22 protein-coding genes are annotated in these 21,865 nt (G+C 64.6%); 6 read left to right on the forward strand and 16 right to left on the reverse strand.

Annotated features, from left to right (window positions below; genetic code table 11):
• Window positions 1-31 precede the first annotated feature (31 nt).
• Together ACR65N_RS04685 and ACR65N_RS04690 are read right to left on the reverse strand one after the other, a co-directional pair.
• Window positions 32-838: a 3'(2'),5'-bisphosphate nucleotidase CysQ gene (locus tag ACR65N_RS04685; RefSeq protein ID WP_440455936.1), complete on the reverse strand. Its 807-nt coding sequence runs from the start codon at window positions 836-838 to the stop codon at window positions 32-34.
• On the reverse strand, window positions 835-2,181 hold the full coding sequence (locus ACR65N_RS04690; protein ID WP_440455937.1) for a TldD/PmbA family protein: 1,347 nt from the start codon (window positions 2,179-2,181) through the stop codon (window positions 835-837). The genes ACR65N_RS04685 and ACR65N_RS04690 overlap by 4 nt, the downstream gene beginning before the upstream one ends.
• A 103-nt stretch (window positions 2,182-2,284) precedes the next feature.
• Here ACR65N_RS04690 and ACR65N_RS04695 point away from each other — a divergent pair, with 103 nt between their 5' ends.
• Window positions 2,285-4,090, forward strand: a complete 1,806-nt coding sequence (locus ACR65N_RS04695) for a monovalent cation:proton antiporter-2 (CPA2) family protein (protein WP_440455938.1) — start codon at window positions 2,285-2,287, stop codon at window positions 4,088-4,090.
• 44 nt (window positions 4,091-4,134) lie between these two features.
• Here ACR65N_RS04695 and ACR65N_RS04700 read toward each other — a convergent pair whose 3' ends face one another.
• The 3 genes from ACR65N_RS04700 to ACR65N_RS04710 are packed head-to-tail and all read right to left on the reverse strand — an operon-like array spanning window position 4,135 to window position 7,734.
• On the reverse strand, window positions 4,135-5,016 hold the full coding sequence (locus ACR65N_RS04700; RefSeq protein WP_440455939.1) for a patatin-like phospholipase family protein: 882 nt from the start codon (window positions 5,014-5,016) through the stop codon (window positions 4,135-4,137).
• A gap of 10 nt (window positions 5,017-5,026) precedes the next feature.
• On the reverse strand, window positions 5,027-5,587 hold the full coding sequence (rsmD, locus tag ACR65N_RS04705; RefSeq protein WP_440455940.1) for a 16S rRNA (guanine(966)-N(2))-methyltransferase RsmD: 561 nt from the start codon (window positions 5,585-5,587) through the stop codon (window positions 5,027-5,029).
• Window positions 5,588-5,592: 5 nt separating this feature from the next.
• A complete protein-coding gene (locus tag ACR65N_RS04710; protein ID WP_440455941.1) occupies window positions 5,593-7,734 on the reverse strand; it encodes a pseudouridine synthase in 2,142 nt (713 codons plus the stop codon).
• A gap of 155 nt (window positions 7,735-7,889) precedes the next feature.
• On the opposite strand from ACR65N_RS04710, the gene ACR65N_RS04715 reads away from it, so the two are divergent.
• Window positions 7,890-8,345: a nucleoside deaminase gene (locus ACR65N_RS04715; protein ID WP_440455942.1), complete on the forward strand. Its 456-nt coding sequence runs from the start codon at window positions 7,890-7,892 to the stop codon at window positions 8,343-8,345.
• Between the two features lie 238 nt (window positions 8,346-8,583).
• Here the strand turns inward: ACR65N_RS04715 and ACR65N_RS04720 are convergent, their stop codons facing one another.
• Together ACR65N_RS04720 and ileS are read right to left on the reverse strand one after the other, a co-directional pair.
• Window positions 8,584-9,210, reverse strand: coding sequence for a hypothetical protein (locus tag ACR65N_RS04720; protein ID WP_430305823.1), 627 nt, complete (start codon window positions 9,208-9,210; stop codon window positions 8,584-8,586).
• Window positions 9,211-9,340: 130 nt separating this feature from the next.
• Window positions 9,341-12,247 (reverse strand): isoleucine--tRNA ligase, encoded by a 2,907-nt coding sequence (gene ileS / locus ACR65N_RS04725; RefSeq protein WP_440455943.1) that lies wholly within the window; start codon window positions 12,245-12,247, stop codon window positions 9,341-9,343.
• Between the two features lie 271 nt (window positions 12,248-12,518).
• On the opposite strand from ileS, the gene ACR65N_RS04730 reads away from it, so the two are divergent.
• A complete protein-coding gene (locus ACR65N_RS04730) occupies window positions 12,519-12,770 on the forward strand; it encodes a DUF1902 domain-containing protein (RefSeq protein ID WP_440455944.1) in 252 nt (83 codons plus the stop codon).
• Window positions 12,770-12,967, forward strand: coding sequence for a type II toxin-antitoxin system HicA family toxin (locus tag ACR65N_RS04735; protein ID WP_440455945.1), 198 nt, complete (start codon window positions 12,770-12,772; stop codon window positions 12,965-12,967). The genes ACR65N_RS04730 and ACR65N_RS04735 overlap by 1 nt, the downstream gene beginning before the upstream one ends.
• Before the next feature lie 6 nt (window positions 12,968-12,973).
• On the opposite strand, the gene ACR65N_RS04740 is transcribed toward ACR65N_RS04735, so the two are convergent.
• The 8 genes from ACR65N_RS04740 to ACR65N_RS04775 form a co-directional block, all read right to left on the reverse strand.
• On the reverse strand, window positions 12,974-13,210 hold the full coding sequence (locus tag ACR65N_RS04740) for a hypothetical protein (RefSeq protein WP_440455946.1): 237 nt from the start codon (window positions 13,208-13,210) through the stop codon (window positions 12,974-12,976).
• A 47-nt stretch (window positions 13,211-13,257) separates the two neighbouring features.
• Window positions 13,258-14,202: a dihydrodipicolinate synthase family protein gene (locus tag ACR65N_RS04745; RefSeq protein WP_440455947.1), complete on the reverse strand. Its 945-nt coding sequence runs from the start codon at window positions 14,200-14,202 to the stop codon at window positions 13,258-13,260.
• Between the two features lie 11 nt (window positions 14,203-14,213).
• Window positions 14,214-14,435 carry a hypothetical protein gene (locus ACR65N_RS04750; protein WP_440455948.1) on the reverse strand — a complete coding sequence of 74 codons (222 nt, stop codon included), beginning with the start codon at window positions 14,433-14,435 and terminating at the stop codon, window positions 14,214-14,216.
• A gap of 131 nt (window positions 14,436-14,566) precedes the next feature.
• Window positions 14,567-14,803, reverse strand: a complete 237-nt coding sequence (locus ACR65N_RS04755) for a BrnA antitoxin family protein (protein WP_440455949.1) — start codon at window positions 14,801-14,803, stop codon at window positions 14,567-14,569.
• Window positions 14,804-14,809: 6 nt separating this feature from the next.
• Window positions 14,810-15,814: a bifunctional riboflavin kinase/FAD synthetase gene (locus ACR65N_RS04760; protein ID WP_440455950.1), complete on the reverse strand. Its 1,005-nt coding sequence runs from the start codon at window positions 15,812-15,814 to the stop codon at window positions 14,810-14,812.
• A 13-nt stretch (window positions 15,815-15,827) separates the two neighbouring features.
• Window positions 15,828-16,676 (reverse strand): TIGR01459 family HAD-type hydrolase, encoded by an 849-nt coding sequence (locus tag ACR65N_RS04765; RefSeq protein ID WP_440456117.1) that lies wholly within the window; start codon window positions 16,674-16,676, stop codon window positions 15,828-15,830.
• Between the two features lie 97 nt (window positions 16,677-16,773).
• Window positions 16,774-18,114, reverse strand: a complete 1,341-nt coding sequence (chrA, locus tag ACR65N_RS04770) for a chromate efflux transporter (RefSeq protein ID WP_440455951.1) — start codon at window positions 18,112-18,114, stop codon at window positions 16,774-16,776.
• Complete coding sequence (locus ACR65N_RS04775; protein ID WP_440455952.1) at window positions 18,111-18,941, reverse strand: chromate resistance protein ChrB domain-containing protein; 831 nt, start codon at window positions 18,939-18,941, stop codon at window positions 18,111-18,113. Before ACR65N_RS04775 ends, chrA begins: the two co-directional genes overlap by 4 nt.
• A gap of 286 nt (window positions 18,942-19,227) precedes the next feature.
• Between ACR65N_RS04775 and groES the strand changes: the two genes are divergently transcribed.
• Window positions 19,228-19,524: a co-chaperone GroES gene (groES, locus tag ACR65N_RS04780; RefSeq protein ID WP_430305834.1), complete on the forward strand. Its 297-nt coding sequence runs from the start codon at window positions 19,228-19,230 to the stop codon at window positions 19,522-19,524.
• 60 nt (window positions 19,525-19,584) lie between these two features.
• Entirely contained in the window at window positions 19,585-21,225 is a 1,641-nt protein-coding gene (gene groL / locus ACR65N_RS04785) for a chaperonin GroEL (protein ID WP_430305835.1), read from the forward strand.
• A 149-nt stretch (window positions 21,226-21,374) separates the two neighbouring features.
• Here the strand turns inward: groL and ACR65N_RS04790 are convergent, their stop codons facing one another.
• Window positions 21,375-21,689, reverse strand: coding sequence for a hypothetical protein (locus ACR65N_RS04790; RefSeq protein ID WP_440455953.1), 315 nt, complete (start codon window positions 21,687-21,689; stop codon window positions 21,375-21,377).
• Window positions 21,690-21,865: the final 176 nt, after the last annotated feature.

Here is a 21,865-nt window from a genome sequence, read left to right on the forward strand (position 1 = left end):
GCCCTTCTCCTGCGGCATTCCGGGCCAAAGGTCAACCCGCGTCCAGCCCGGCCACCAAGCTATCCAGCACATGTTCCGCAGCGCCGCACAAAACCCCGTGCTGGACGTCGGCGCGGTTATAGACGAGGCGCTTGCCCTGCATGTCGACGAGCCGCCCGCCGGCCCGCTCGAGGATAAGATCGGCCGCCGCCAGGTCCCAGTCGTGCGAGTTACGCTTGACGACGGTGCCGTCGATACGGCCGGCCGCGACCATCGCCAGCCGGTAGGCGAGCGACGGCACGTGGCGGATCCTGCGCAGGGTGCTGCGGAAGGCCGGGTTGAAGCTCTTCAGCATGTCCTCGGCAACGGCGATCTCGCTCACCTCTCCCGGCCGCGCCGCCGAAACTGCGATCGGCTGGCCGTTGAGGACGGCCGGGCCGCCTGCCACCGCGAAGAACTCCTCTTCGAGCGCCGGGGCAAACAGTACGCCTGCCACCGGCGACCCGCGATGGACGACGGCGACGCTGACGCACCAGGTCTTTTCACCGTTGATGAAGGCGCGGGTGCCATCGATCGGATCGACCACGAACAGCGTTTCGCGCTTGAGCCGGGCGCCGTCGTCGTCGGTTTCCTCCGACAGCCAGCCATAGTCGGGACGCGCGCCCAGAAGCAGCATGTGCAGCCGGTCGTTGGAGGCGAAATCGGCGGCGCTGACCGGCGAACGCCCCTCAAGCTTCCACCAGACCTCCGGCGACTTGCCGAAATGCGACAGCGCGATCTCGCCCGCCTGCCGCGCCGCGTCGCGGATCAAGGCCAGGTCGTTGTTCCAGTCTCGCGCTGTCTGTTCGGTGAAGGTCATAGTCCTGCCAGCGTCATGCCCTCGATGGCAATGGTCGGTGCCGCCACGCCATACTTGCGGTCGATATCGTTGGCCGGCGTCAGGCGCATGAACATGTCCTTGAGGTTCGAGGCGATCGTCACCTCGGAGATAGGGAAAGCGAGCTTGCCGTTCTCGATCCAGAAGCCGGTCGCGCCGCGCGAATACTCGCCGGTGATCATGTTGACGCCCTGGCCGATCAGTTCGGTGACGTAGAAGCCGTTGCCGATGCCGGCGATCAGATCCTCGGGCGAAATGTCACCCGGCTCGAGCGCCAGGTTGGTGGAAGCCGGCGATACGAGATTGCCGCCCCTCACGCCTCGGCCATTGGTGGCAAGGCCAAGCTCGCGGCCCGTCGATGTCGACAGGAACCAGTGATTGAGGACGCCGTCCTCGATCATCACCATGCGCTCGCCCTTGACGCCCTCGCCATCGAACGGACGCGAAGAGGAGCCGCGGACCACCAGCGGGTCGTCGGTGATGCTGAGGCCCGACTTCAGCACCTGCTGACCCATCCGGTCGCGCAGGAAGCTGGTCTTGCGGGCAACCGACGCACCGTTGATGGCGCCGGCGATATGGCCGACGAACCCGCGCGCCAGGCGCGGATCGAACACCACGGTCAGATTGCTACCCGTCGGCACCTGGCGCGGATTGATGCGCTTAACGGTGCGCTCGCCGGCGCGGCGGCCAATGACCTCCGGTGCATCGAGGTCGGCGGCGAACAGGCGACTGTCGAAATCGTAGTCGCGCTCCATCTTCGTGCCCTCGCCGGCAATCACGCTGACCGAGCGGCCGAAGCGGCTGGCCATGTAGTTGCCTGAGAATCCGTGCGAGGTGACGAGAACCATGCCGCCGGCACCGGCCGACGCACCGGCTCCGGACGAGTTGCTGATGCCCGGCACATCGAGTGCCGCCTGCTCGGTGGCAAGCGCTGCCTCGGTCAGGGCGTCCGTCGAAATCTCCGTCGGATCGAAGAGGTCGAGATCCGGATAGTCCCGCGCCAGGCGATCCTCGTCGGCGAGGCATGCGAAGGGATCCTCCGGCGACACCTTGGCCATCGCCACGGCCCGTTCGGCGAGCGCCTTCAGATCGAAGCCGGGATTGGCCGAGACACTGGCGACCCGGTTGCCGACGAAGACGCGAAGCGAGAAATCGTCGCTCTCGGATGCTTCGGTGCTCTCCACCTTGCCGAGCCTGACGCTGACGGAACGGGATCTGGAGCGAACGATGACCGCATCGGCCCGATCGGCACCCGCTTTTTGTGCAAGATCGATAAGCTCGCCGGCGCGAGACTGCAGGGCACCGGAATCGATTTCAGAGGACATGCAATGAGCCTTTCATTCCAGAACCATGTATTGTGGACTAAAGGATGCATCAAGGGCGGCAAGGCGATTCTTGCCCGCTTCCAGTCCAGCACGTCGAGGCTTCATGGCGAACCCTGATCCGCTCTTCAACGAAACGCTCCTGCTTCTCGCCGGCACCGTCGTCGCCGCGCCTTTGTTCAAGAAACTCGGGCTCGGCACGGTCCTCGGCTATCTCGCCGCTGGCATCGTCATCGGCCCCGTCCTGCAGCTGATCAGCGATCCGGAGGAGGTTCTGCACGTCTCCGAACTCGGCGTCGTGTTCCTGCTGTTCATCATCGGGTTGGAGCTCAAGCCGTCGCGACTGTGGAAGATGCGCGGCGAGATCTTCGTGCTCGGCACGGCGCAGGTGATGCTGTCGGGCCTGATACTGACCGGGCTCGCCTGGGCCGCCAACATCGCCAGCTGGCAAGGCAGCGTCATCGCCGGCTTTGGCCTGGCGTTGTCGTCAACCGCCTTCGCGCTGCAGATCCTCAACGACGGCGGCGAGACCAACAGCCTCTACGGCCGACGGTCGTTTTCCATCCTGCTGTTCCAGGATCTGGCGATCGTGCCGCTTCTGGCGCTGGTGACGGTGCTCGGTTCGGGCCATGGCACGGCCGAAAGCTCGTTCCTCCTCGATTTCGCCGAGGCCGTGGCGGCGGTGCTGATCATGGTTCTGGCCGGCCGCTACCTGCTGACGCCGATGTTCCAGGTGATCGCCCGCACCGGTGCGCGCGAGGTGATGCTGGCGGCCGCCCTGCTGGTGGTGCTGGGATCGGCCGCCGCGATGCAGCTGGCCGGGCTGTCGATGGCGATGGGTGCCTTTCTCGCCGGCGTGATGCTGGCCGAATCCTCCTACCGGCACGAGCTGGAGGCGGATATCGAGCCGTTTCGCGGACTGCTGCTGGCAATGTTCTTCCTTGCCGTCGGCCTTTCGCTCGATCTTGCCGCGGTCGCTTCGAACTTCTGGCTGATCCTCGTCGGCGTGCCGCTGTTCATGATCGTCAAGGCGCTGGTGCTCTACGGTCTCTGCCGCTTCTGGGGTTCGACACACGAGGATTCGGCGAGCATCGCTGCGCTGCTGCCGCAGGGCGGCGAATTCGGCTTCGTGCTGTTCACCACCGCTGTCGCCGCCGGTCTGCTGACGCCCGCCGACGCCTCGCTGCTAATCGCCAGCGTCACCCTGTCGATGGCGCTGACGCCGCTTGGCGTGGCGATCACCCAGCGCCTGTTGGTGCGCGACAGGCATGAGGAGATCGACGAGGATTTCGAAGGTGCCGGCGCCGACATCCTGATGGTCGGCTTCTCGCGCTTCGGCCAGATCGCCGCGCAGATCCTGCTCGCCGGCGGCAGCGAGGTGACCGTCATCGACGATTCTGCCGACCGTATCCGCCAGGCAGGCACGTTCGGATTCCGCATCTATTTCGGCGACGGAACGCGCCGCGAAGTGCTGCTGGCGGCCGGCATCGAGCGGGCGAAGATCGTCGCCGTGTGCACCCAGAAGCGCGAGGTGACCGATCGCATCGTCGACCTCATCCGCTCGGAATTCCCCGATGTCCGGCTGTTCGTGCGTTCCTACGATCGCATCCACACGCTCTCTCTCAGGGCGCGGGAGGTGGAATACGAGCTGCGCGAGACGCTGGAATCGGGGCTGCTGTTCGGCCAGAAGGCGCTGGAGGCGCTTGGCAAGCCGGAAACCGAAGTCTCGGCGATCGGTGACGACATCCGGCGGCGGGACGAGGAGCGGTTGCAGATCCAGGCGGCGGACGGCATCAGTGCCGGCCTGCACATGCTGCACACGCGGCCGGTGCGCCCGGAACCGCTCACCAAGCCCAAGCGCATGCCGGCGCCCGATCCGATGGAAGCGGCGGAAGAAGCCGATACGATGTAGGTCGATGCGGCAGCTGGTGGACGAGCACCGTCCGGCAGCACCGTTCAGACCCTGTCGGTCACCGACAGCAGGGCTTCGAGGCCGCGCTTCAGCTCGTCCTTGACGCCTTCGGCTTCGGCGAGGATCTCGCGCGCCTTGAGAAAATCGAGGACCCGGAAGCGGTTGACCGAAGGGCGCAGGAAGAGATGCGGCGGGTGCAGCTTCATCGCCAGCGATATGGCGCCCTGCATCATCAGCTGGCTGGCGCCGAACATGCTGTCGAAGCGATTTGGCGGGTGCGTCCCGTCACCTTCGGGCGCGCCCACCACATCGATGCCGATGACGATGTCGCTCTCCGGCATGACGTGCTTCCACGGCACGGGATTGAAGATGCCGCCGTCGACCATGACGCGGCCGTTGATGCGCACTGCCATGAACAGGCCCGGGATCGCCGCGGAGGCCGCAATCGCCTGGCGCAGGTCGCCCTCCTGCAGGATCGCTTCGGCCTGGCCGTAATAATCCGTGACGGCGATCTTCAGCGGAATCTGCAGGGTGTCGAAGGTGTCCGGCACCTGGACCGGCAGGAAGGCGCCGAGAATACGCTCCAGGTTGAAGTGTCCCAGCCGGAAGCCGCCGACACCGTCGCGCATGCTGCTGGGACCGAGTGACCAGAGCCGGTTCAGCACCGCGTTGCGGTTGCCGATGGTCTCCAGCGTATGGTCGCGGATTTCCGCACCGCTCATGCCGGCCGCCATGCCGGCGCCAAAGATCGCACCGATCGACGAGCCGGCGATCGCCACCGGCCGGATGCCCATCTCGTCGAGTGCCTCGATGACGGCAATATGGGCGATGCCCCGCGCTCCGCCGCCGCCGAAGGCGATGGCGACGCGCGGTGTCCGTCCTTTCGGCAGTCGATCCGTTTCAGGAAGAGAAAGCCGAGTGGTCATGACCGACCTCTTATGCCGGTTGATAACGGAAGAAATGGATGCGGGTATCGCCGAAGATGCGCTGCTCGAGCGGCTGGAAGACAGGGTCGACCGCCGGCTCGACATCGGCGCGTTCCTCGAGCACGACGAGCGCTCCGGGCATGACCCAGCCGCCTTCATGCGCCGAAAGGATCGCCGCTTCGCCGAGCCCCTGCCCATAGGGCGGATCGGCAAACAGGAAATGGCAGGGCTCCATCGTGCCGACGGGACCGAGCTTGGTGGCGTCCCGGCGCAGGATCCGGGCGCGCCCGTGCAGGCCGAGGCTTTCGATGTTTTCCCAGAGCAGGCCCCTGCCCTCGACGCCATTCTCGACGAACAGCGCGGAGCGACAGCCGCGCGACAGGGCTTCCAGACCCACCGCGCCCGTGCCGGCGAAGAGATCCATCACCCGCGTTGCCTCGATCGCGTCCGGATAGACGTGACCGATGATGTTGAAAAGGCTTTCTCGGGTCCGGTCGACGGTCGGCCGGATCGCATTGGTTTTGGGCGTGGCCAGGTTACGGCCGCGAAACTCACCTCCGACGATCCGCACGCCCGTTACCCTCTCGGCGTTCTGGAGCGTGCGCCGCCCTTCGGACCGGCACCCGTGCCACGGGTTCCGGCGGGACGACCGCCGGGTTTACCACCCGGTTTGCCGCCTGCGGGCTTCGATCCGCCGGGCTTGCCGCCAAACGACTTTCCGCCGCCCGGCTTGCCGAATGGCTTTCCACCGGATGGCTTGCCACCCGAAGGTTTGCCGAAACCGCCGCGACCTTCCGGACGCTCGGAACGCTCACCGGCCGGACGGCCAAAGCCTTCGCGGCCGCTGCCTTCGGCACGCTCGGCCGACGGACGACCGGAATAGGGTCTTGCACCGGCGGGCTTGCCGCCGAAGCCGCCACGACCGCCCTCGGAACGTTCGCCGGAAGGCTTGCCGGAATAGGGCCGCGCGCCGGACGGCTTGCCGCCGAAACCACCACGTCCGCCTTCGGGACGGTCACCGGCGGGACGGCTAAAGGCACGCTCGGCGTTTTCACGCGGTGAACGACCAGGCCCGGCACCCGCGCCGTACGGCTTGGAGCGCGGACGTTCATTGTCGTCGCGCGGCTTGCGGTCGCCGCGCGGCCGGTCGGAGAAATTACGGTCTTCGCCGCGCGCCGGACGATCACCCCGGTCGGGCCGGTCAGAGCGCGCCGGACGATCACCACGCGGCGGCCGGTCGCCACGGTCGCCACGGCCAGCGCCATCGCGCGGGCTGCGGGCGGCCGGCTCGTCGGCGCGGATCCAGTCGCTGTCGCCCTGTACGCGGTTGACCTGGACGCGCAGGCTCGCATCGTCGGTACCCTTGGCGAACAGACGCTCGGCCTCTGCGCGTGCAGAAGGACTGCCCTTGCCGTCGGCAGTCGGGCGGGCGCCCGGCGCCATCCAGACATTGGCGGTGCGCGACGTGCCCATCGGCGGGCGCTTCTTCGGCCTGTCTTCGTCGAACTGGCCGGCGCCTGGCTTGCTGCCAAACCTGGGCTTGTCGCCAAACTTTGGCTTGTCGCCAAACTTCCGGTCGCCCGAACCCGGCTTGCCGGCGAACTTCCTGGGGCCGGAGGAACGCTCGCCTTCGTGGCGCTCGCTGCGGCCCTGCTCGCCGTCACGGCGGTCGACGCGCTTGTCTTCGGTACGGCCCGAGGGCCGTTCGCGGCGCTCGGCACCCCAGCCACCCTCGGCGCGCTCGCCGCGGGCGGACGGCTTGGCAGCCGGCTGGTCTTCTTCGGCCGGTGCGTCATTGTAGATCGGCGCGTCGAAATTGGCCTTCGATTCCTCGATCAGACGCGGGCCGAGCTGGTCGCGCAGCATGCGGCCGCGCACCTCGACCACCTGGCCTTCGGGCAGATCGCCGAGCTGGAAGGGTCCGTAGGAAATGCGGATCAGCCGGTTGACCTCGAGGCCGAGGGCGCCGAGGACGTTCTTGATCTCGCGGTTCTTGCCTTCGCGCAGACCCATGGTGATCCACACATTGTGGCCCTGGGTGCGGTCGAGGGTCGCATCGATGGCGCCGTAGAGGACGCCGTCGACGGCGATGCCTTCCTTCAGCTTGTCGAGCTGTTCCTGCTTGATGTCGCCATAGGCGCGGACGCGGTAGCGCCGCAGCCATCCGGTGGTCGGCAGCTCGAGAACGCGCGACAGGCCGCCGTCATTGGTGAGCAGCAGCAGGCCTTCGGTGTTGATGTCCAGGCGACCGATCGACAGCACCCGCGGCAGCTCTTCCGGCAGGTTCTCGAAGACCGTCGGGCGGCCTTCCGGATCGGAATTGGTCGTCACCAGGCCGGCTGGCTTGTGGTAGAGCCACAGGCGCGTGCGCTCGATGCCGCGGATCGGCTGGCCGTCCACTTCGATGTGATCCGACAGCGTCGCGTTGACGACCGGCGTCTCGAGCACCTTGCCGTTGACGCTGACGCGGCCTTCCATGATCATCCGTTCGATGTCGCGGCGCGAGGCGATACCGACGCGCGCGAGGATCTTCGAGATGCGTTCGGGCTTGCCCGCCGTGGCATCGGCCACCGGCGCGGCTGCGGCCACCGGCTTGCGCTGCGGCTTGTCGCGCATCGGCTTTTCGGCACCTGTCGGCTTTTTGGCGGTGGTGGCTTTTTTGCTGTCACGCTCGAAGGGCTTGCCGCCCGCGCGCTTCGGCTTGTCTTTGAAGCTCATATGTTGTTTGCCTGAGGCATGTGTCGGACGCGAAGCATCCAGAACATGTACGTTAACTTTACGGACATCGGGTCGCGCCCCGAAAATGCCGGGCGCAACGCAGGTTGGACCGTTCCTACCAGTTCGCGTCCTCCTGGTTAAGAGGGAATCGCCGCATGGGCGGGACAAATCGCTTCATGGATGAGGCACTGGCGGAAGCCCGCAAGGCCGGCGCCCGCGACGAGGTGCCGATCGGCGCGGTGGTCGTGGTGGATGGGGCGGTCGTTGGCCGGGCCGGCAACATGACGCGCGCCACCTGCGACCCGACGGCGCATGCGGAAGTGGTGGCGATCCGCATCGCCTGCGAGGCGCTGGGCCAGGAGCGGCTGACGGATGCCGATCTCTACGTGACGCTGGAGCCCTGCACGATGTGCGCGGCGGCGATCTCGTTTGCCCGCATCCGCCGGCTCTACTACGGCGCCAACGACATCAAGGGCGGGGCGGTGGAAAGCGGCGTGCGGTTCTTCGGCCAGCCGACCTGCCATCACGCGCCGGACGTCTATTCGGGCATCGCCGAAAGCGAGGCCGCAGGCCTGCTGCTGGGGTTCTTCAGGGGAAAGCGGGAGGAGTAGCTCTGACTTGCGCGATGCTGGCAGAATCGAACCAAGACGGTCGAATTTGCCCGCTTACCTTGCGCTCGCTGGCCGAGAGAGCCCCCTTGAGGGGAAGAATGGAAAGCGACCCTGGCGCCAACGCGCGTCTTGCCAGCAGCGAGACGATGCCGGCAGGCGGATGAGACAGAAATTCACGCAGATGGTCACCAGGTCGTCGACGAACGACCCAGCCTTTCAGGACCGTAGAAACAAAGCCTTACTGGAAGGGCTTCCACCAGGACGAGGTCTTGCTGGAATCAGTCGCGGCCTTCTTGCGCTCGCGTTCCTTCTTGAGTTCCGGCTCGCCGAGATCCTCGAGATTGGCATTGTCGGCGATGCGGTACTGCGTCGGCGGTTCGGTCAGGGTGCGGCGCTGGCCGGCAATGCCGGGATTTTCGGCATTCGTCTTGGCCTGACGGAAGGCTTCCCACTTCTGGCTTTCGGTCATCGTGCCGGCGGTGCCGTTGCCGGCCAGGAGCGGCGAGCGGTAGTTGGGATTGTTGCGGTTGTCTTCGGCTTCCTGACGCAGGCGGGCGCGGGTTTCCTCCGGCGATTCCACCCAGTTCGGATTGTTCTCGCGGCTGGCAAGCGAGGTCTGCGGTGCCGGCAGGTCACCCGTCTGCTTGCCGCGCACGACCAGTGCCGGACGCGGATTGTACTTGGTGTCGGCGTTCTTGGCGCCGGGCGTTACCGCCACCGCATCGCCCAGGTCGTCCATCAGCTGTTCGGCCGCTGTCTTGCTGGTGCCATAGGTCGGGCTCGACATGCAGCCGGTCAGTCCGACGGACGCGACGGCCACAGCGAGAATGCCTGCGCGGGCGCGAATTCCTTGCGTCATTTTCATTCAAACCCTTCCAGCCGCGCCCGTCCCGACGCCTGCGAGATCCAATGTCACCCGCCTGACCGAAAAATCCGGCCAATTTCAGGCAGACTTACCGGATGATCCGCCAAAGCGCAATCATCCGGCCTTCCACTTACGTGAGCGCTGCCAGCTCGCGCAGCGCCTGCGCATCGCGCGCCGAAACGTCCGGATACTCCGGATCCGATCCGACATCGCGGGTGATCTTCCAGGACCGGGCGCAGCGCGTGCCTTCCGCAAGCCTCGGCTCGACGGACACCTTCGTCCCGTCGTCGAGACGGAAAGCATCCGCCGGTCCCTCGCCCTCGACAACCGAGATGTCCGAGGTGATGCAGATTTCCGCGAAATCGAGACCGTCGAGTGCCCGGAAGAGTTCCGGCTCGGCGACGTAGACGACCGGCGCCGCCTCAAGCGACGAGCCGATACGCTTTTCGCGACGCTCCACTTCCAGCGCGCCGGTGACGGCACGACGGACGGCGCGGACCTGCTTCCACTTTTCCGATACCGCTTCGTTCGACCATTCGGCCGGAATGTCGCGGAACTGCTCCAGATGCACCGATTCCGCTTTCGGATCGCGCGACAGCCAGGCTTCCTCCGAGGTGAACGGCATCATCGGTGCAAACCACAGCACCAGGCAATCGAACAGCTGGCGGATGACATGCAGGGCGGCGCGACGCTTCAGGCTCGACGGTGCCTCGCAGTAGAGCGTGTCCTTGCGGATGTCGAAGTAGAAGGCCGACAGCTCGACATTGGCGAAGTCGGACAGGGCCCGGACGATGCGCTTGAAGTCGAACTCGTCGTAGCCCTTGCGGACCACCTGGTCGAGTTCGGCCAGCCGATGCAGCATCAGCTTTTCGAGTTCCGGCAGGTCGGCATAGACGATCTCCTCGCCCTGATCGTGGGCGAGCGTGCCGAGCATCCAGCGGATCGTGTTGCGGATCTTGCGGTAGGCGTCGATGTTGGTCTGGATGATCGTCTTGCCGAGACGCTGGTCCTCGGCGTAATCGGCGCTCATCACCCAGAGCCGAAGGATATCCGCCCCCGACTGCGCCATCACCTCTTGCGGGGTGACGGTGTTGCCGAGCGACTTCGACATCTTGCGACCGTCCTCGGCCATGGTGAAACCATGCGTGACGACGGCATTGTAGGGTGCCCGGCCGCGCGTCGCGCAGCTTTCCAAGAGCGACGAGTGGAACCAGCCGCGATGCTGGTCGGAGCCTTCGAGATAGACGTCGGCCGGCCATTTGAGGTCCGGACGGTCTTCCAGCGTGAAGGTGTGGGTGGAACCACTGTCGAACCAGACGTCGAGGATGTCGGTGACCATCTGCCAGCGTTCGCCGTCGTGATCGCCAAGGAAGCGCTGCTTGGCGCCTTCGGCGAACCAGGCATCGGCGCCTTCCTTCTCGAAGGCTTCCAGGATGCGTTCATTGACCGCGTCGTCCTGCAGCACGTTGCCGTCGACATCGGCGAAGACGCAGATCGGCACGCCCCAGGCGCGCTGACGGGAGAGAACCCAATCCGGACGCTGCTCGATCATGGCGCGCAGACGGTTCTGGCCGCCTGCCGGCACGAAGCGGGTGTCGTCGATGGCGGACAGCGCGCGGGTGCGCAGCGTCGTGCCGTCACCCAGCTCCTTGTCCATGTAGACGAACCACTGCGGCGTGTTGCGGAAGATAACCGGCTTCTTGGAGCGCCAGGAATGCGGGTATTCGTGCTTGATGCGGCCGCGGGCAAACAGCTTGCCGACGGCGATCAGCGCCTCGATGACGCGCTTGTTGGCGTCACCCTTCTTGCCGTTGTCGTCGAGCACGCGGGCCGCCCCACCCTCGGCCGACGGGCCGAAGCCCGGCGCATCCTCGGTGTAGAAGCCGGCATCATCGACCGGGAACGGGATTTTCGACGAGATAGGAGGGTTACGCGCTTCCAGCTTCTGAGCATTGGACATCCAGGCTTCGAAGTCTTCGCGACCATGCGACGGGGCAGTGTGGACGAAACCGGTACCGGCATCGTCGGTGACGTGGTCGCCGTCGAGCATCGGGACTTGAAAATCGTAGCCCATGGCCGCCAGCGGATGGGCGCAGGTGATCGCGCCGAGTTCCGTGCCGGTGACATCACGGATCAGCTTGAATGTCAGTTTGGCCTTGGCGGCGCAATCTTCCGCCAGCCGCTTGGCGAAGATCAGCTTCTCGCCAGGCTGCGGGCCGAAATCGTTGACGGCCTCGGTGACTTCGTAGAGGCCGTACTCTATCCGAGACGAATAGGAGATCGCCCGGTTGCCGGGGATGGTCCAAGGCGTGGTCGTCCAGATAACGACGTATGTCGCCTTCAAATCTTCGGGGCCCGCAACCACCGGGAACTTCACCCAGATCGTGTCGCTCTCGACCTCCTGGTATTCCACCTCGGCTTCGGCCAGCGCCGTGCGCTCGACGACCGACCACATGATCGGCTTCGAACCGCGGTAGAGCTGGCCGGACTTGGCGATCTTCAGCAGTTCGCCGGCGATGCGGGCTTCGGAATGGAAGGCCATCGTCGTGTAGGGATTGTCGAAATCACCCTCGATGCCGAGGCGGCGGAATTCCTCCGACTGGATGTCGATCCAGCCTTGCGCGAACTCGCGGCATTGGCGGCGGAATTCGTTGATCGGGACCTCGTTCTTGTCCTTGCCCTTCTCGCGGTACTTTTCCTCGATCTTCCACTCGATCGGCAGACCGTGGCAGTCCCAGCCGGGCACGTAGTTCGAGTCGAAACCGCGCATCTGGAAGGAGCGCGTGATGACGTCCTTCAGCACCTTGTTCAGCGCATGGCCGATATGGATGTTGCCGTTGGCATAGGGAGGGCCGTCGTGCAGCACGAATTTCTCGCGACCGGCGGCGGAGGCCCTCAGGCGCTTGTAGAGGCCCATCTCTTTCCACTTCGCCGCCATTTCCGGCTCCTTCTGCGGAAGGCCGGCGCGCATCAGAAACTCCGTCTGCGGCAGATAGAGGGTCTTGGAATAATCGAGCTTGTCTGCGGTATCGTTCATGGATCAACCATCGGGAAAGGCGACCGGCAGCGGTCGCAGAAATGTCATGGAATGGCGGCAGGCGCGATAAGGGAAGACCCCGAGCGCCAAAAACCCGGACCTTCCCGCGGCTTCAAGCTGCTGGGAAGGCCGGGCCGATAATTCGGATGATCCGGGGCCGCCAAAAGATACGTCATGCTGCCGCGTTCTTTAGGGGGTTTTGGCCGGAAAAGGAAGGGGGATTGGAATCGCGACGGATGGATGTATCCTGCGGCTTGCGGAGGTCATTACCATGACAAAACGTACCTTTTCGGTAAAGGCAGTCTGGGACGAAGAGGCAAAGGTCTACTACTGCGAGAGCGACATCGTCGGCCTTCATATAGAAGCGCCAACCATCGACGTTTTCGAAGAGGTGATGTTCGATGCGGCGGTGGAGTTGATCGTTGCAAATCACATATCGCCCGAAGATCTCGCAACAACCCCTCTCAAGGATCTCATTCCAGCCATTCTGTTCGAAAGACCGGCTGAGCCCATGGCGGCCTGATGGTTGCGGGATATTACAGCGCTGTCCGCGACATCATCCTTCAGCTTGGATTTGAATACCTGACCAACGCCAAGGGGTCGCACGAGAAATGGCGTTCCAGTCAAACCGGCAAGACCATCCTCGTTCCGCGCAACCTGATGAGCCGCCACACGGCAAACGCGATCCTGAAGGATGCGGGCTCGAACCGGAAACTCTAAAAAGCCTCAGAACGGTATCTTCGCGTGGAGCTCGACGACCTCGCCGGCTTTCGCACGGCAGACGGCACCCGGCTGATGGGCACATTCGCCGGCGGCGAAATGCACTGCGGCCTCCTCGCTCGAAAACAAGCCGCCAACCCTGTCTTCCCGATCAATGACGACCCACCAGCCGTGATGATCACGCCCGACGGTAAAGCGCGGCAGGTTGGAGGCGAAGGATCGTTGCGGACCCACGGAACCCATGTCAGTCTCCTTTTTTCGACAGGTTCGAATTCACGGAAATTTTGGCTCTAAATCCGGCAGCGCAGGCCACCGCCGCTGGCGATGGCGACCGCCGACAGGAACGAGAGATCGGTGGAGAGCCCGACCAGCGACAGCGCCTGGCGCAGTTCCGGCAGGTTCTGGCTTTCAACCGGCAGAAGCGGCAGGCGCACCTGCGCGTCGATGCCAAACACGTAGGCGAGCGCCTGCTTCAGCGTCGAGACCGGATGATCGCGTTTCATGGCATCAAACAGCGGCGTAAGCCGGCTTTGCAGCAGGCGCGCCGCCTTGAGGTTGCCGCCTGCCGCCGCATGATGAAGCGAGGTGGCAAGGCGCGGCGAGACGTTGGCGATCCAGGAGACGAAGCCGGCAGCGCCGGCGCAGGAGGCAGAGCCCGCCTGCTCGTCACCATAGAACAGGCCGAGGCCTGCACCGTCGTCACCATACTCTCCGATGGCGCGGAAGGGGTCGGGTCCGCAATCGACAATGCCGCAGAGGTTCGGCAGACCGCGAAGCTGCGCGACGAAGGCGGCATCGATGGGCATCATGGACGCGGCGGGACGGCTCAGCACCAGAAGCGGCAGCCCGGCCCGCAGGCTGACCGCCGTGACGTGGCGAAGCACGCCTTCCCGCGCCGGCTTGTTGTAATAGGGCAGCGTCAGCACGACCCCATCGGCGCGTGCGGCACGCGCCTGCTCCACCAGCACGACGGCCTTGTCGGTGCAGTTGGCGACGACGCCGACCAGCACCGGCACCCGGCCGCGCGCCACCTCGACGGCGGTCGCGATGACCGTCTGGCGCTCCTCCATGCTGAGGCAGTGGCTTTCGCCCGCTTCGCCGCAGACCAGCAGGCCCTCGATGCCGCACTGGATCTGCCATTCGAGGAGCAGCGAGAGCCCCGCCTGATCCAGTTCGCCCGAGCGGAAGGGCGTGACGAGATCGACGATCGTGCCGCTGAAATCTGTCCTTGGCATTACGGCCTCCCTCAATGCGAAGGCCGCGCCAGAAGCAGGCGCAGGCGACGGAAGAACGACTGGAGAACCAGCGTTCTTTCCTGCTCGCAGGGGACAGCATCGCGCTTCTCGACCGGAGCGCTGCGCGCGCTGTTCGAAGCGCCATCAGCGGCGGGAGCCCGGCCGGCACCGGTGTGCGGAGCGAACAGCAGATCGGCATAGATATGCGTTTGAAAGAGGCTGAGCCTGTACATCGTCATCGTTCCTCGACGGCATCTGATGACGAAGTTAGGCAGTGCCGCGTCAGTTCTCGATTTCGAAAACGCGCGTGCGACGTCAGGATTTCATAAACGCCGGAAGGTGCACCGAGGACGCGGCCCGCCGATCAGTCCTTGGGATTGGCCGCCATGACCGCACGCAGCGCATCGTTGATGCGATCCTGCCAGCCCGGGCCGTCGTCCTGGAAATATTCGATCACCGCGCTGTCGAGCCTCAGCGACACGAGTTCCCTTGCCTCGGGCACGGCGCGTTTCTCGACGCTGGCTTCCACCTTCTTCGCCGGCTTGAACAGCGCCTCGGCGGCATCCATCGGGCTGACGGGTCGGCGTGGGGTCGTTGCCATGAGATCCTATCCTTGATTGCCGGACTGCAGGTCGAACGCGATCTTCGCATCCAGCGCGCCGCGCGGCGTGACGCCGGCCAGCAGTGTACGCGCTTCTTCCTCGTCCCGCTTCATCTGTTCGACCAGCGGATCGAGCCCATCGAATTTCAGCTCGGGGCGAAGGTAGCCGAAGAACGATACCGCGCAGACCTCGCCGTAGAGGCTGCCGGAGAAGTCGAACAGGAAGGTTTCAAGAAGCGGAGCGCCGTTGTCGGTCACCGTCGGGCGGCGGCCGTAGCTCGCGACGCCGTCGTGCAGGGAACCGTCGGGGCGGCGGAAGCGCACGGCATAGATGCCGGCCTTCAGTTCTGTCTCCGGCGGCAGCTGCATGTTGGCGGTAGGGTAGCCGAGCGTACGGCCGAGCTTTTCGCCGCCGATGACTTCGGCTTCCACCGTATAGCGGTAACCGAGCAGCCCGGCTGCCTGCGTCACGTCGCCTTCGGACAGAAGCGTGCGGATGCGGCTCGAGGAGATGACGTCGGAATTTTCGTCGCGGAACGCATCGACCAGCGCCACGTCGAAACCGGAGCGCTTGCCAGCATCGATGAGGTAGGCGGGGCCGCCTTCCCGGCCACGGCCGAAATGGAAATCGAAGCCGGTGACGACGGCGCTCGCCTTCAGCCAGTCGACGAGGATGGACTGGACGAAGTCTTCCGCCGAACGCTGGGCGAATTCGCGGTCAAAGGGGTAGTCGATCACCGAGCGAAAGCCCATCGCCTCCAACAGCCGCGCCCGGATCGGCGCCGGCGTCAGGCGGAAGACCGGCTGGTCGGGCTTGAAGACGCTGCGCGGGTGCGGCTCGAAGGTCAGCACCGAGGCCGGCACGCCGCGCTGGCTCGCGAGCTCCAGCGCCCGGTCGAGCACGCTGCGATGGCCGCGATGCACGCCGTCGAAATTGCCGATGGCGACGACGCCGCCCTGCAGCTCGGCGGGCAGCGGCTCTTTCTTCTCGTTGCGGTGAAAGACGGTCATGGCTTCTTGTCCGTCAGGCCAGGCGCGGCATCCACCACTTCGGTGTTGCCCCTTCCCGCTTCAGATAGGCGTTGAGGATCGCCTCGTCGGTTTCGCCATGCAGCGTGTATTCTGCGGCGTGAATGCCGCCGGAGATGTAGAGAAGGTCGAGGCCGTAGCTCAGTGCGCCCTTGACGTCGGTCGGCATGCCGTCGCCGATGGCGATGACCTTGGCGAGATCGATCTCACCGCGTACTTCGCGGGCAGCAGACAGGGCCGCCTCATAGATCGGCCGGTGCGGCTTGCCGGCGATGCGGGTCTTGCCGCCGAGCTGTTCGTAATAGGCGGCGACGGCGCCGGCGCAGGGGATGATGCGATGGCCGCGCTCGACCACCAGGTCGGGATTGGCGCAGATCAGCGGCACGTCGCGGGCAACGAATGCGGTCAGCATGTCGTGATAGTCTTCCGGCACTTCCGTCTCGTCATCAAAGAAGCCGGTGCAGACCACGCAATCGGCCTTGTCGGCGTCTGTCAGCACGACGTCGAGACCCTCGAACAGCGGCGTGTCGCGCTGCGGGCCGAGCAGGAAGATGTTCTTCGGGCCTTCGGCGATCAGCTTGCGCGTCACGTCGCCGGAAGTGACGATCCGGTCATAGGCGGCATCCGGCACGCCGAGCGCCCGCAGCTGGTCGATGACACCCGGCGACGGACGCGGCGAATTGGTGATCAGCACCACGGCGACGCCTGCCTTGCGGGCCTCGGCCAGCGCTTCGCAGGCGGCCGGAAACGCATCGATCCCGTTGTGCAGCACGCCCCAGACGTCCGAAAGCACGAGCTCGTAACCAGCGGTGATGGCGCTGAGGTTGTTGATGCGGTCTGCCATGGTCACCCGTTGCTGCTGCATTGAAACTGGCGCTGACATGGCAAAGCTGTTGCGCATTGGCAAGGAGATTCAAGCGGAGAAGCGGGATTTCAGCGCTTCAGAAGCCGGCAATCCGCCAGCCGAGGCCGATCAGCGCGCAGAGCCCCAAGACCTTCACCATGCCCACCCGCAGCCACAACAGCAGCACTGCCGAGACTGCAAACAGCGCAAGAGCCGCCGGATCGAGCGAGGACACTTCCGGCCACCAGATGCCGGGTGCTGCCTCACCCGGCCATCCGGCAAACAGCGGGATGCGGCGCACGTCGGCAAACAGCACATGCAGGCCGAACCACAGGGCGAGGTTGAGGATGACGCCGACGACGGCCGCAGTGATTGCCGACAGCGCGGCGGCGACTTTTGCATGGCCGCGCAACCGCTCGATGTAAGGGGCGCCGGCAAAGATCCAGATGAAGCTCGGAACGAAGGTTGCCCAGGCGGTCAGCACGGCACCGAGGATCCCGGCGAGCACCGGATCGATACCCGTGACGGTGCGAAAGCCGACGAGATAGCCGACATAGGACAGCACCAGCACCAGCGGCCCCGGCGTGGTTTCGGCGAGCGCCAGGCCGTCAAGCATCTCTCCGGGCTGCAGCCAGCCGTAATTTTCCACCGCCACCTGCGCCACATAGGCAAGCACGGCATAGGCGCCGCCGAATGTGACCAGCGCCATGCGCGAGAAGAAGGAGAACATTGCCGCCAGCCCTTCGGCGCTATCGATGCTCCAGAGGAGGACGAGCGGCGCCTGCCAGACGGCGATCCAGAACAGCAGAGACAGGATCGATCTCGCCAGCGGCGGACGCGCCACCGGATCGACGGGGGCGATCGCCGGACCGGATCCGCCTGCCCTGCCGCGCAGATAGCCTGCAAGTCCCGCCGCCAGCACCACCAGCGGGAACGGCACGGCGAACACGAACAGGGCAAGGAATGCCAGCGCCGCCAGCCAGACGAGAAAGGCCGATTTCAGCGTCCGCCGGCCGAGCCGGATGACCGCCTCCACGACGATCGTCAGAACCGCCGCCTTGAGGCCGAAGAACAGACCGGCCAGCCATCCGGCATCCTGGAATACGGCATAGGCGGTGCTGAGCCCGATCATCACCGCAAGCCCCGGCAGCACGAACAGCAGCCCGGCAATGATGCCGCCACGCACCCCGTGCGCCAGCCAGCCGATATAGGTCGCCAGCTGCTGGGCTTCCGGTCCCGGCAGCAGCATGCAGTAGTTGAGGGCGTGGAGAAACCGATCCTCCGACAGCCAGCGGCGCTCGTCGACGCAGACGCGGTGCATCATGGCGATCTGCGCCGCCGGCCCGCCAAAGCTCAGGACCCCGATGCGGGCGAAGGCCAGCGTCAGTTCGCGGAGCGACGGCGGGCTCTCAGCCAAGTCTTCAGACTGCCTGATCATTGTGTCGCTCTCTTCGGCGCATGCGCAACCCAATCATGTCGTTCCTCGGTCGCGTCGCGTGCCCAGCGATACAGGCTGTCGTAGATGAGCATGCCCGCATCGAGCTGCTCAAGATCCTTCGAATACAGTCTGGACAGACCAAGCGAGATCGCGAGCAGCCCGGCGGCTTGCGGGACCTGATCGAGCCGATCGGTATCGGCCGCCCGCACGATGGTCGCCATCTTCAGGAGGGGATCGGTGGTCAGCCGAAACTCTTCGAGCATCGTGTCGAAGGTGCAGAACTCGCCGCGATGGCTCCAGAATGCACCCTCCACGTCGAAGGGCGTCGCCCCGAAGTGCTCCGCGACGGCATTTATCTCAGAAGGCGATACGAACAGGAAGGTCGCGGCCGGATCTATGAAGCGGCGGATCAGCCACGGACAGGCAATGCGATCGATCTTGGGTCGGCTGCGGGTCACCCAGAGCGTCGAACCGCCGGGTCTCGCATCCGGGATGGCCGCCATCGGCACGAGCGGCAGGCCGGCCTGCTGCCAGGCTTCCGTGCCGCCCTCAAGCACCTCGGCCTCGATACCAAGGCACCGCAGGTGCGCGGCCACGCCTTCGCTCAGCTTCTTGCCGCGCTTGCACACGACGATGACCGACTGCGCATCCCGATAGGAGGGCGCCCACTCGCCAACCGAGGCATAATCACGGATGACGGAGCCCGGAACGACAAAGGGGAACGCCGCGACATCTGCCGCAAAGCGCACGTCAAGGATTGCGGGCGATCGGGGGGATCCGAGGATCCTGGCAGTCTTGTCGGGGGATATCGAATTGAAAGAGGCCATGACACGTCCTTTGGTCACAAGAGGGACGCGAAACTGCGGCATGGTGCCTCGTGGAGCATTCGCAAACTCCATGCCTTCATTAGGGCCAACTGCGCGTGCAAGTCAAGTTTCGACACCAGGCCTCGCAGGGCGTCCCACGCAGCCCAAAAAATTGGGGCTCCGTTCTTGACTCGCTCCCGGCGCGGTCTTATCTCGGGGTCGTTAGCACTCCTGCACAGTGAGTGCTAACGATAGAGTGACGAGCCTCTTGAAACTCGTCAAGGTCATTTGATCGAGGGATTAGACAATGGCAAGCACCAATTTCCGCCCGCTTCACGACCGCGTCGTCGTTCGTCGCGTTGAGTCCGAAGCGAAGACCAAGGGTGGCATCATCATCCCGGACACCGCCAAGGAAAAGCCGCAGGAAGGCGAAATCGTCGCCGTCGGCACCGGCGCGCGTGACGAGAAGGGCAACATCGTTGCTCTGGACGTCAAGGTTGGCGACCGCATTCTGTTCGGCAAGTGGTCCGGCACGGAAGTGAAGCTCGACGGCGAAGACCTTCTGATCATGAAGGAAGCCGACATCATGGGCATCATCGGCTGATCTTGTAGCCGATTGCTTCCACAGAAATATCGCTGACACCCCTTTCCAGGAGTTCCCAAAATGGCAGCTAAAGAAATCAAGTTTGGCCGCACCGCGCGCGAAAAGATGCTTCACGGCGTCGACATCCTCGCTGACGCAGTGAAGGTTACGCTCGGCCCCAAGGGTCGTAACGTCATCATCGACAAGTCCTTCGGCGCTCCGCGCATCACCAAGGACGGTGTATCGGTCGCCAAGGAAATCGAACTCGAAGACAAGTTCGAAAACATGGGCGCCCAGATGGTCCGCGAAGTTGCTTCGAAGACCAACGACATCGCCGGCGACGGCACCACGACCGCTACCGTTCTTGCCCAGGCCATCGTTCGCGAAGGCAACAAGGCCGTAGCCGCCGGCATGAACCCGATGGACCTGAAGCGCGGCATCGATCTCGCCGTCGCAGAAGTCGTCAAGGATCTCCAGGCCAACGCCAAGAAGATCTCGACCTCGGAAGAAGTCGCTCAGGTCGGCACGATCTCGGCAAACGGCGACACCCAGGTCGGCCGTGACATTGCTGAAGCCATGCAGAAGGTCGGCAACGAAGGCGTCATCACCGTCGAAGAAGCCAAGACCGCCGAAACCGAACTCGAAGTCGTCGAAGGCATGCAGTTCGACCGCGGCTACCTGTCGCCCTACTTCGTGACCAATCCGGAAAAGATGATCGCCGATCTCGACGACGCTTACATTCTCCTTCACGAGAAGAAGCTGTCGAACCTGCAGGCGATGCTCCCGGTTCTGGAAGCTGTCGTTCAGACCGGCAAGCCGCTCCTCATCATCGCTGAAGACGTCGAAGGCGAGGCTCTTGCAACGCTCGTCGTCAACAAGCTGCGCGGCGGCCTGAAGATTGCTGCCGTCAAGGCTCCTGGCTTCGGCGACCGCCGCAAGGCCATGCTGGAAGACATCGCCATCCTGACGGGCGGCACTGTCATCTCCGAAGACCTCGGCATCAAGCTTGAAAACGTCACGCTCGACATGCTCGGCCGTTCCAAGAAGGTCTCGATCTCCAAGGAAAACACGACGATCGTCGACGGTGCCGGCCAGAAGACCGACATCGAAGGCCGCGTTGCACAGATCAAGGCGCAGATCGAAGAAACCTCTTCGGACTACGACCGCGAAAAGCTGCAGGAACGTCTTGCCAAGCTGGCTGGCGGCGTTGCCGTCATCCGCGTTGGCGGTTCCACGGAAATCGAAGTCAAGGAACGCAAGGACCGCATCGACGACGCTCTGAACGCGACGCGCGCTGCTGTTCAGGAAGGCATCGTTCCGGGCGGCGGCACGGCTCTGCTGCGCGCTTCCACGAAGATCACGTCCAAGGGCGCGAACGACGACCAGGAAGCCGGCATCAACATCGTCCGCAAGGCGCTGCAGTCGCTGGTTCGCCAGATCGCCACCAACGCTGGTGACGAAGCTTCGATCGTCGTCGGCAAGATCCTCGACGGCAACAGCGACAACTTCGGCTACAACGCTCAGACGTCGGAATACGGCGACATGATCGCCATGGGCATCGTCGACCCGGTCAAGGTCGTTCGTACGGCTCTGCAGAACGCAGCTTCGGTTGCTTCGCTGCTGATCACGACGGAAGCCATGATCGCCGAACTTCCTAAGAAGGAATCGGCTGGCGGCATGCCGGGCGGCATGGGCGGCATGGGCGGAATGGACATGATGTAAGACCTTCGGGTCTCACATCTGAGCCAACCGGTTCAGACTACGGAAGGGCGTCGGGCAACCGGCGCCCTTTCTGCGTCTCGAGGATCACCGGCACGCACGAAAAAAGGGCCGGTTGCCCGGCCCTCCAATGCTCGCCCTGACGGGGATGCTCAGTAAATGCCGCGACCATTGTGCGTCTTGCGGTAGATATTGCGCGAGGCACGGTCCTGCATCCGCTCGATCCGCCGGCGCTCGCGCGGCGAGACGTAACCGTCGCGGGTCGAACGTGCCTGCTGGCGATCGATACGATGCTGCTGACGCTCGAGCCTGCGCATCTCCTGCGGCGTCAGATGCCCCTGTGCGGCACCACGGTAGATGCGGTGCTCCTGGCGGGCGTCGCGGTTATTGGAATGGTAGGTCTGCGCCATAGCCGGGGCGGCACCCAGCAGGGCGAGTGCGAGAGCACCCATAATCAATCTCTTCATGACGTGTCTTCCTCCGGCTTTGCGCTGAATTCCGTTCAGGCTGCCGCAGCAACGGGGATGCCCCCGATTAGGTTGCGTCAGCGCCGAATATCGCGGATGGCGCCGGGCATCGTTCGACAATGATGAACGTAGCGTCTTCTACTGTTCATCTTTCGCCCTGCGCTTAGTTGACGCAT

It is taken from the genome of Rhizobium sp. SAFR-030 (assembly GCF_059415005.1).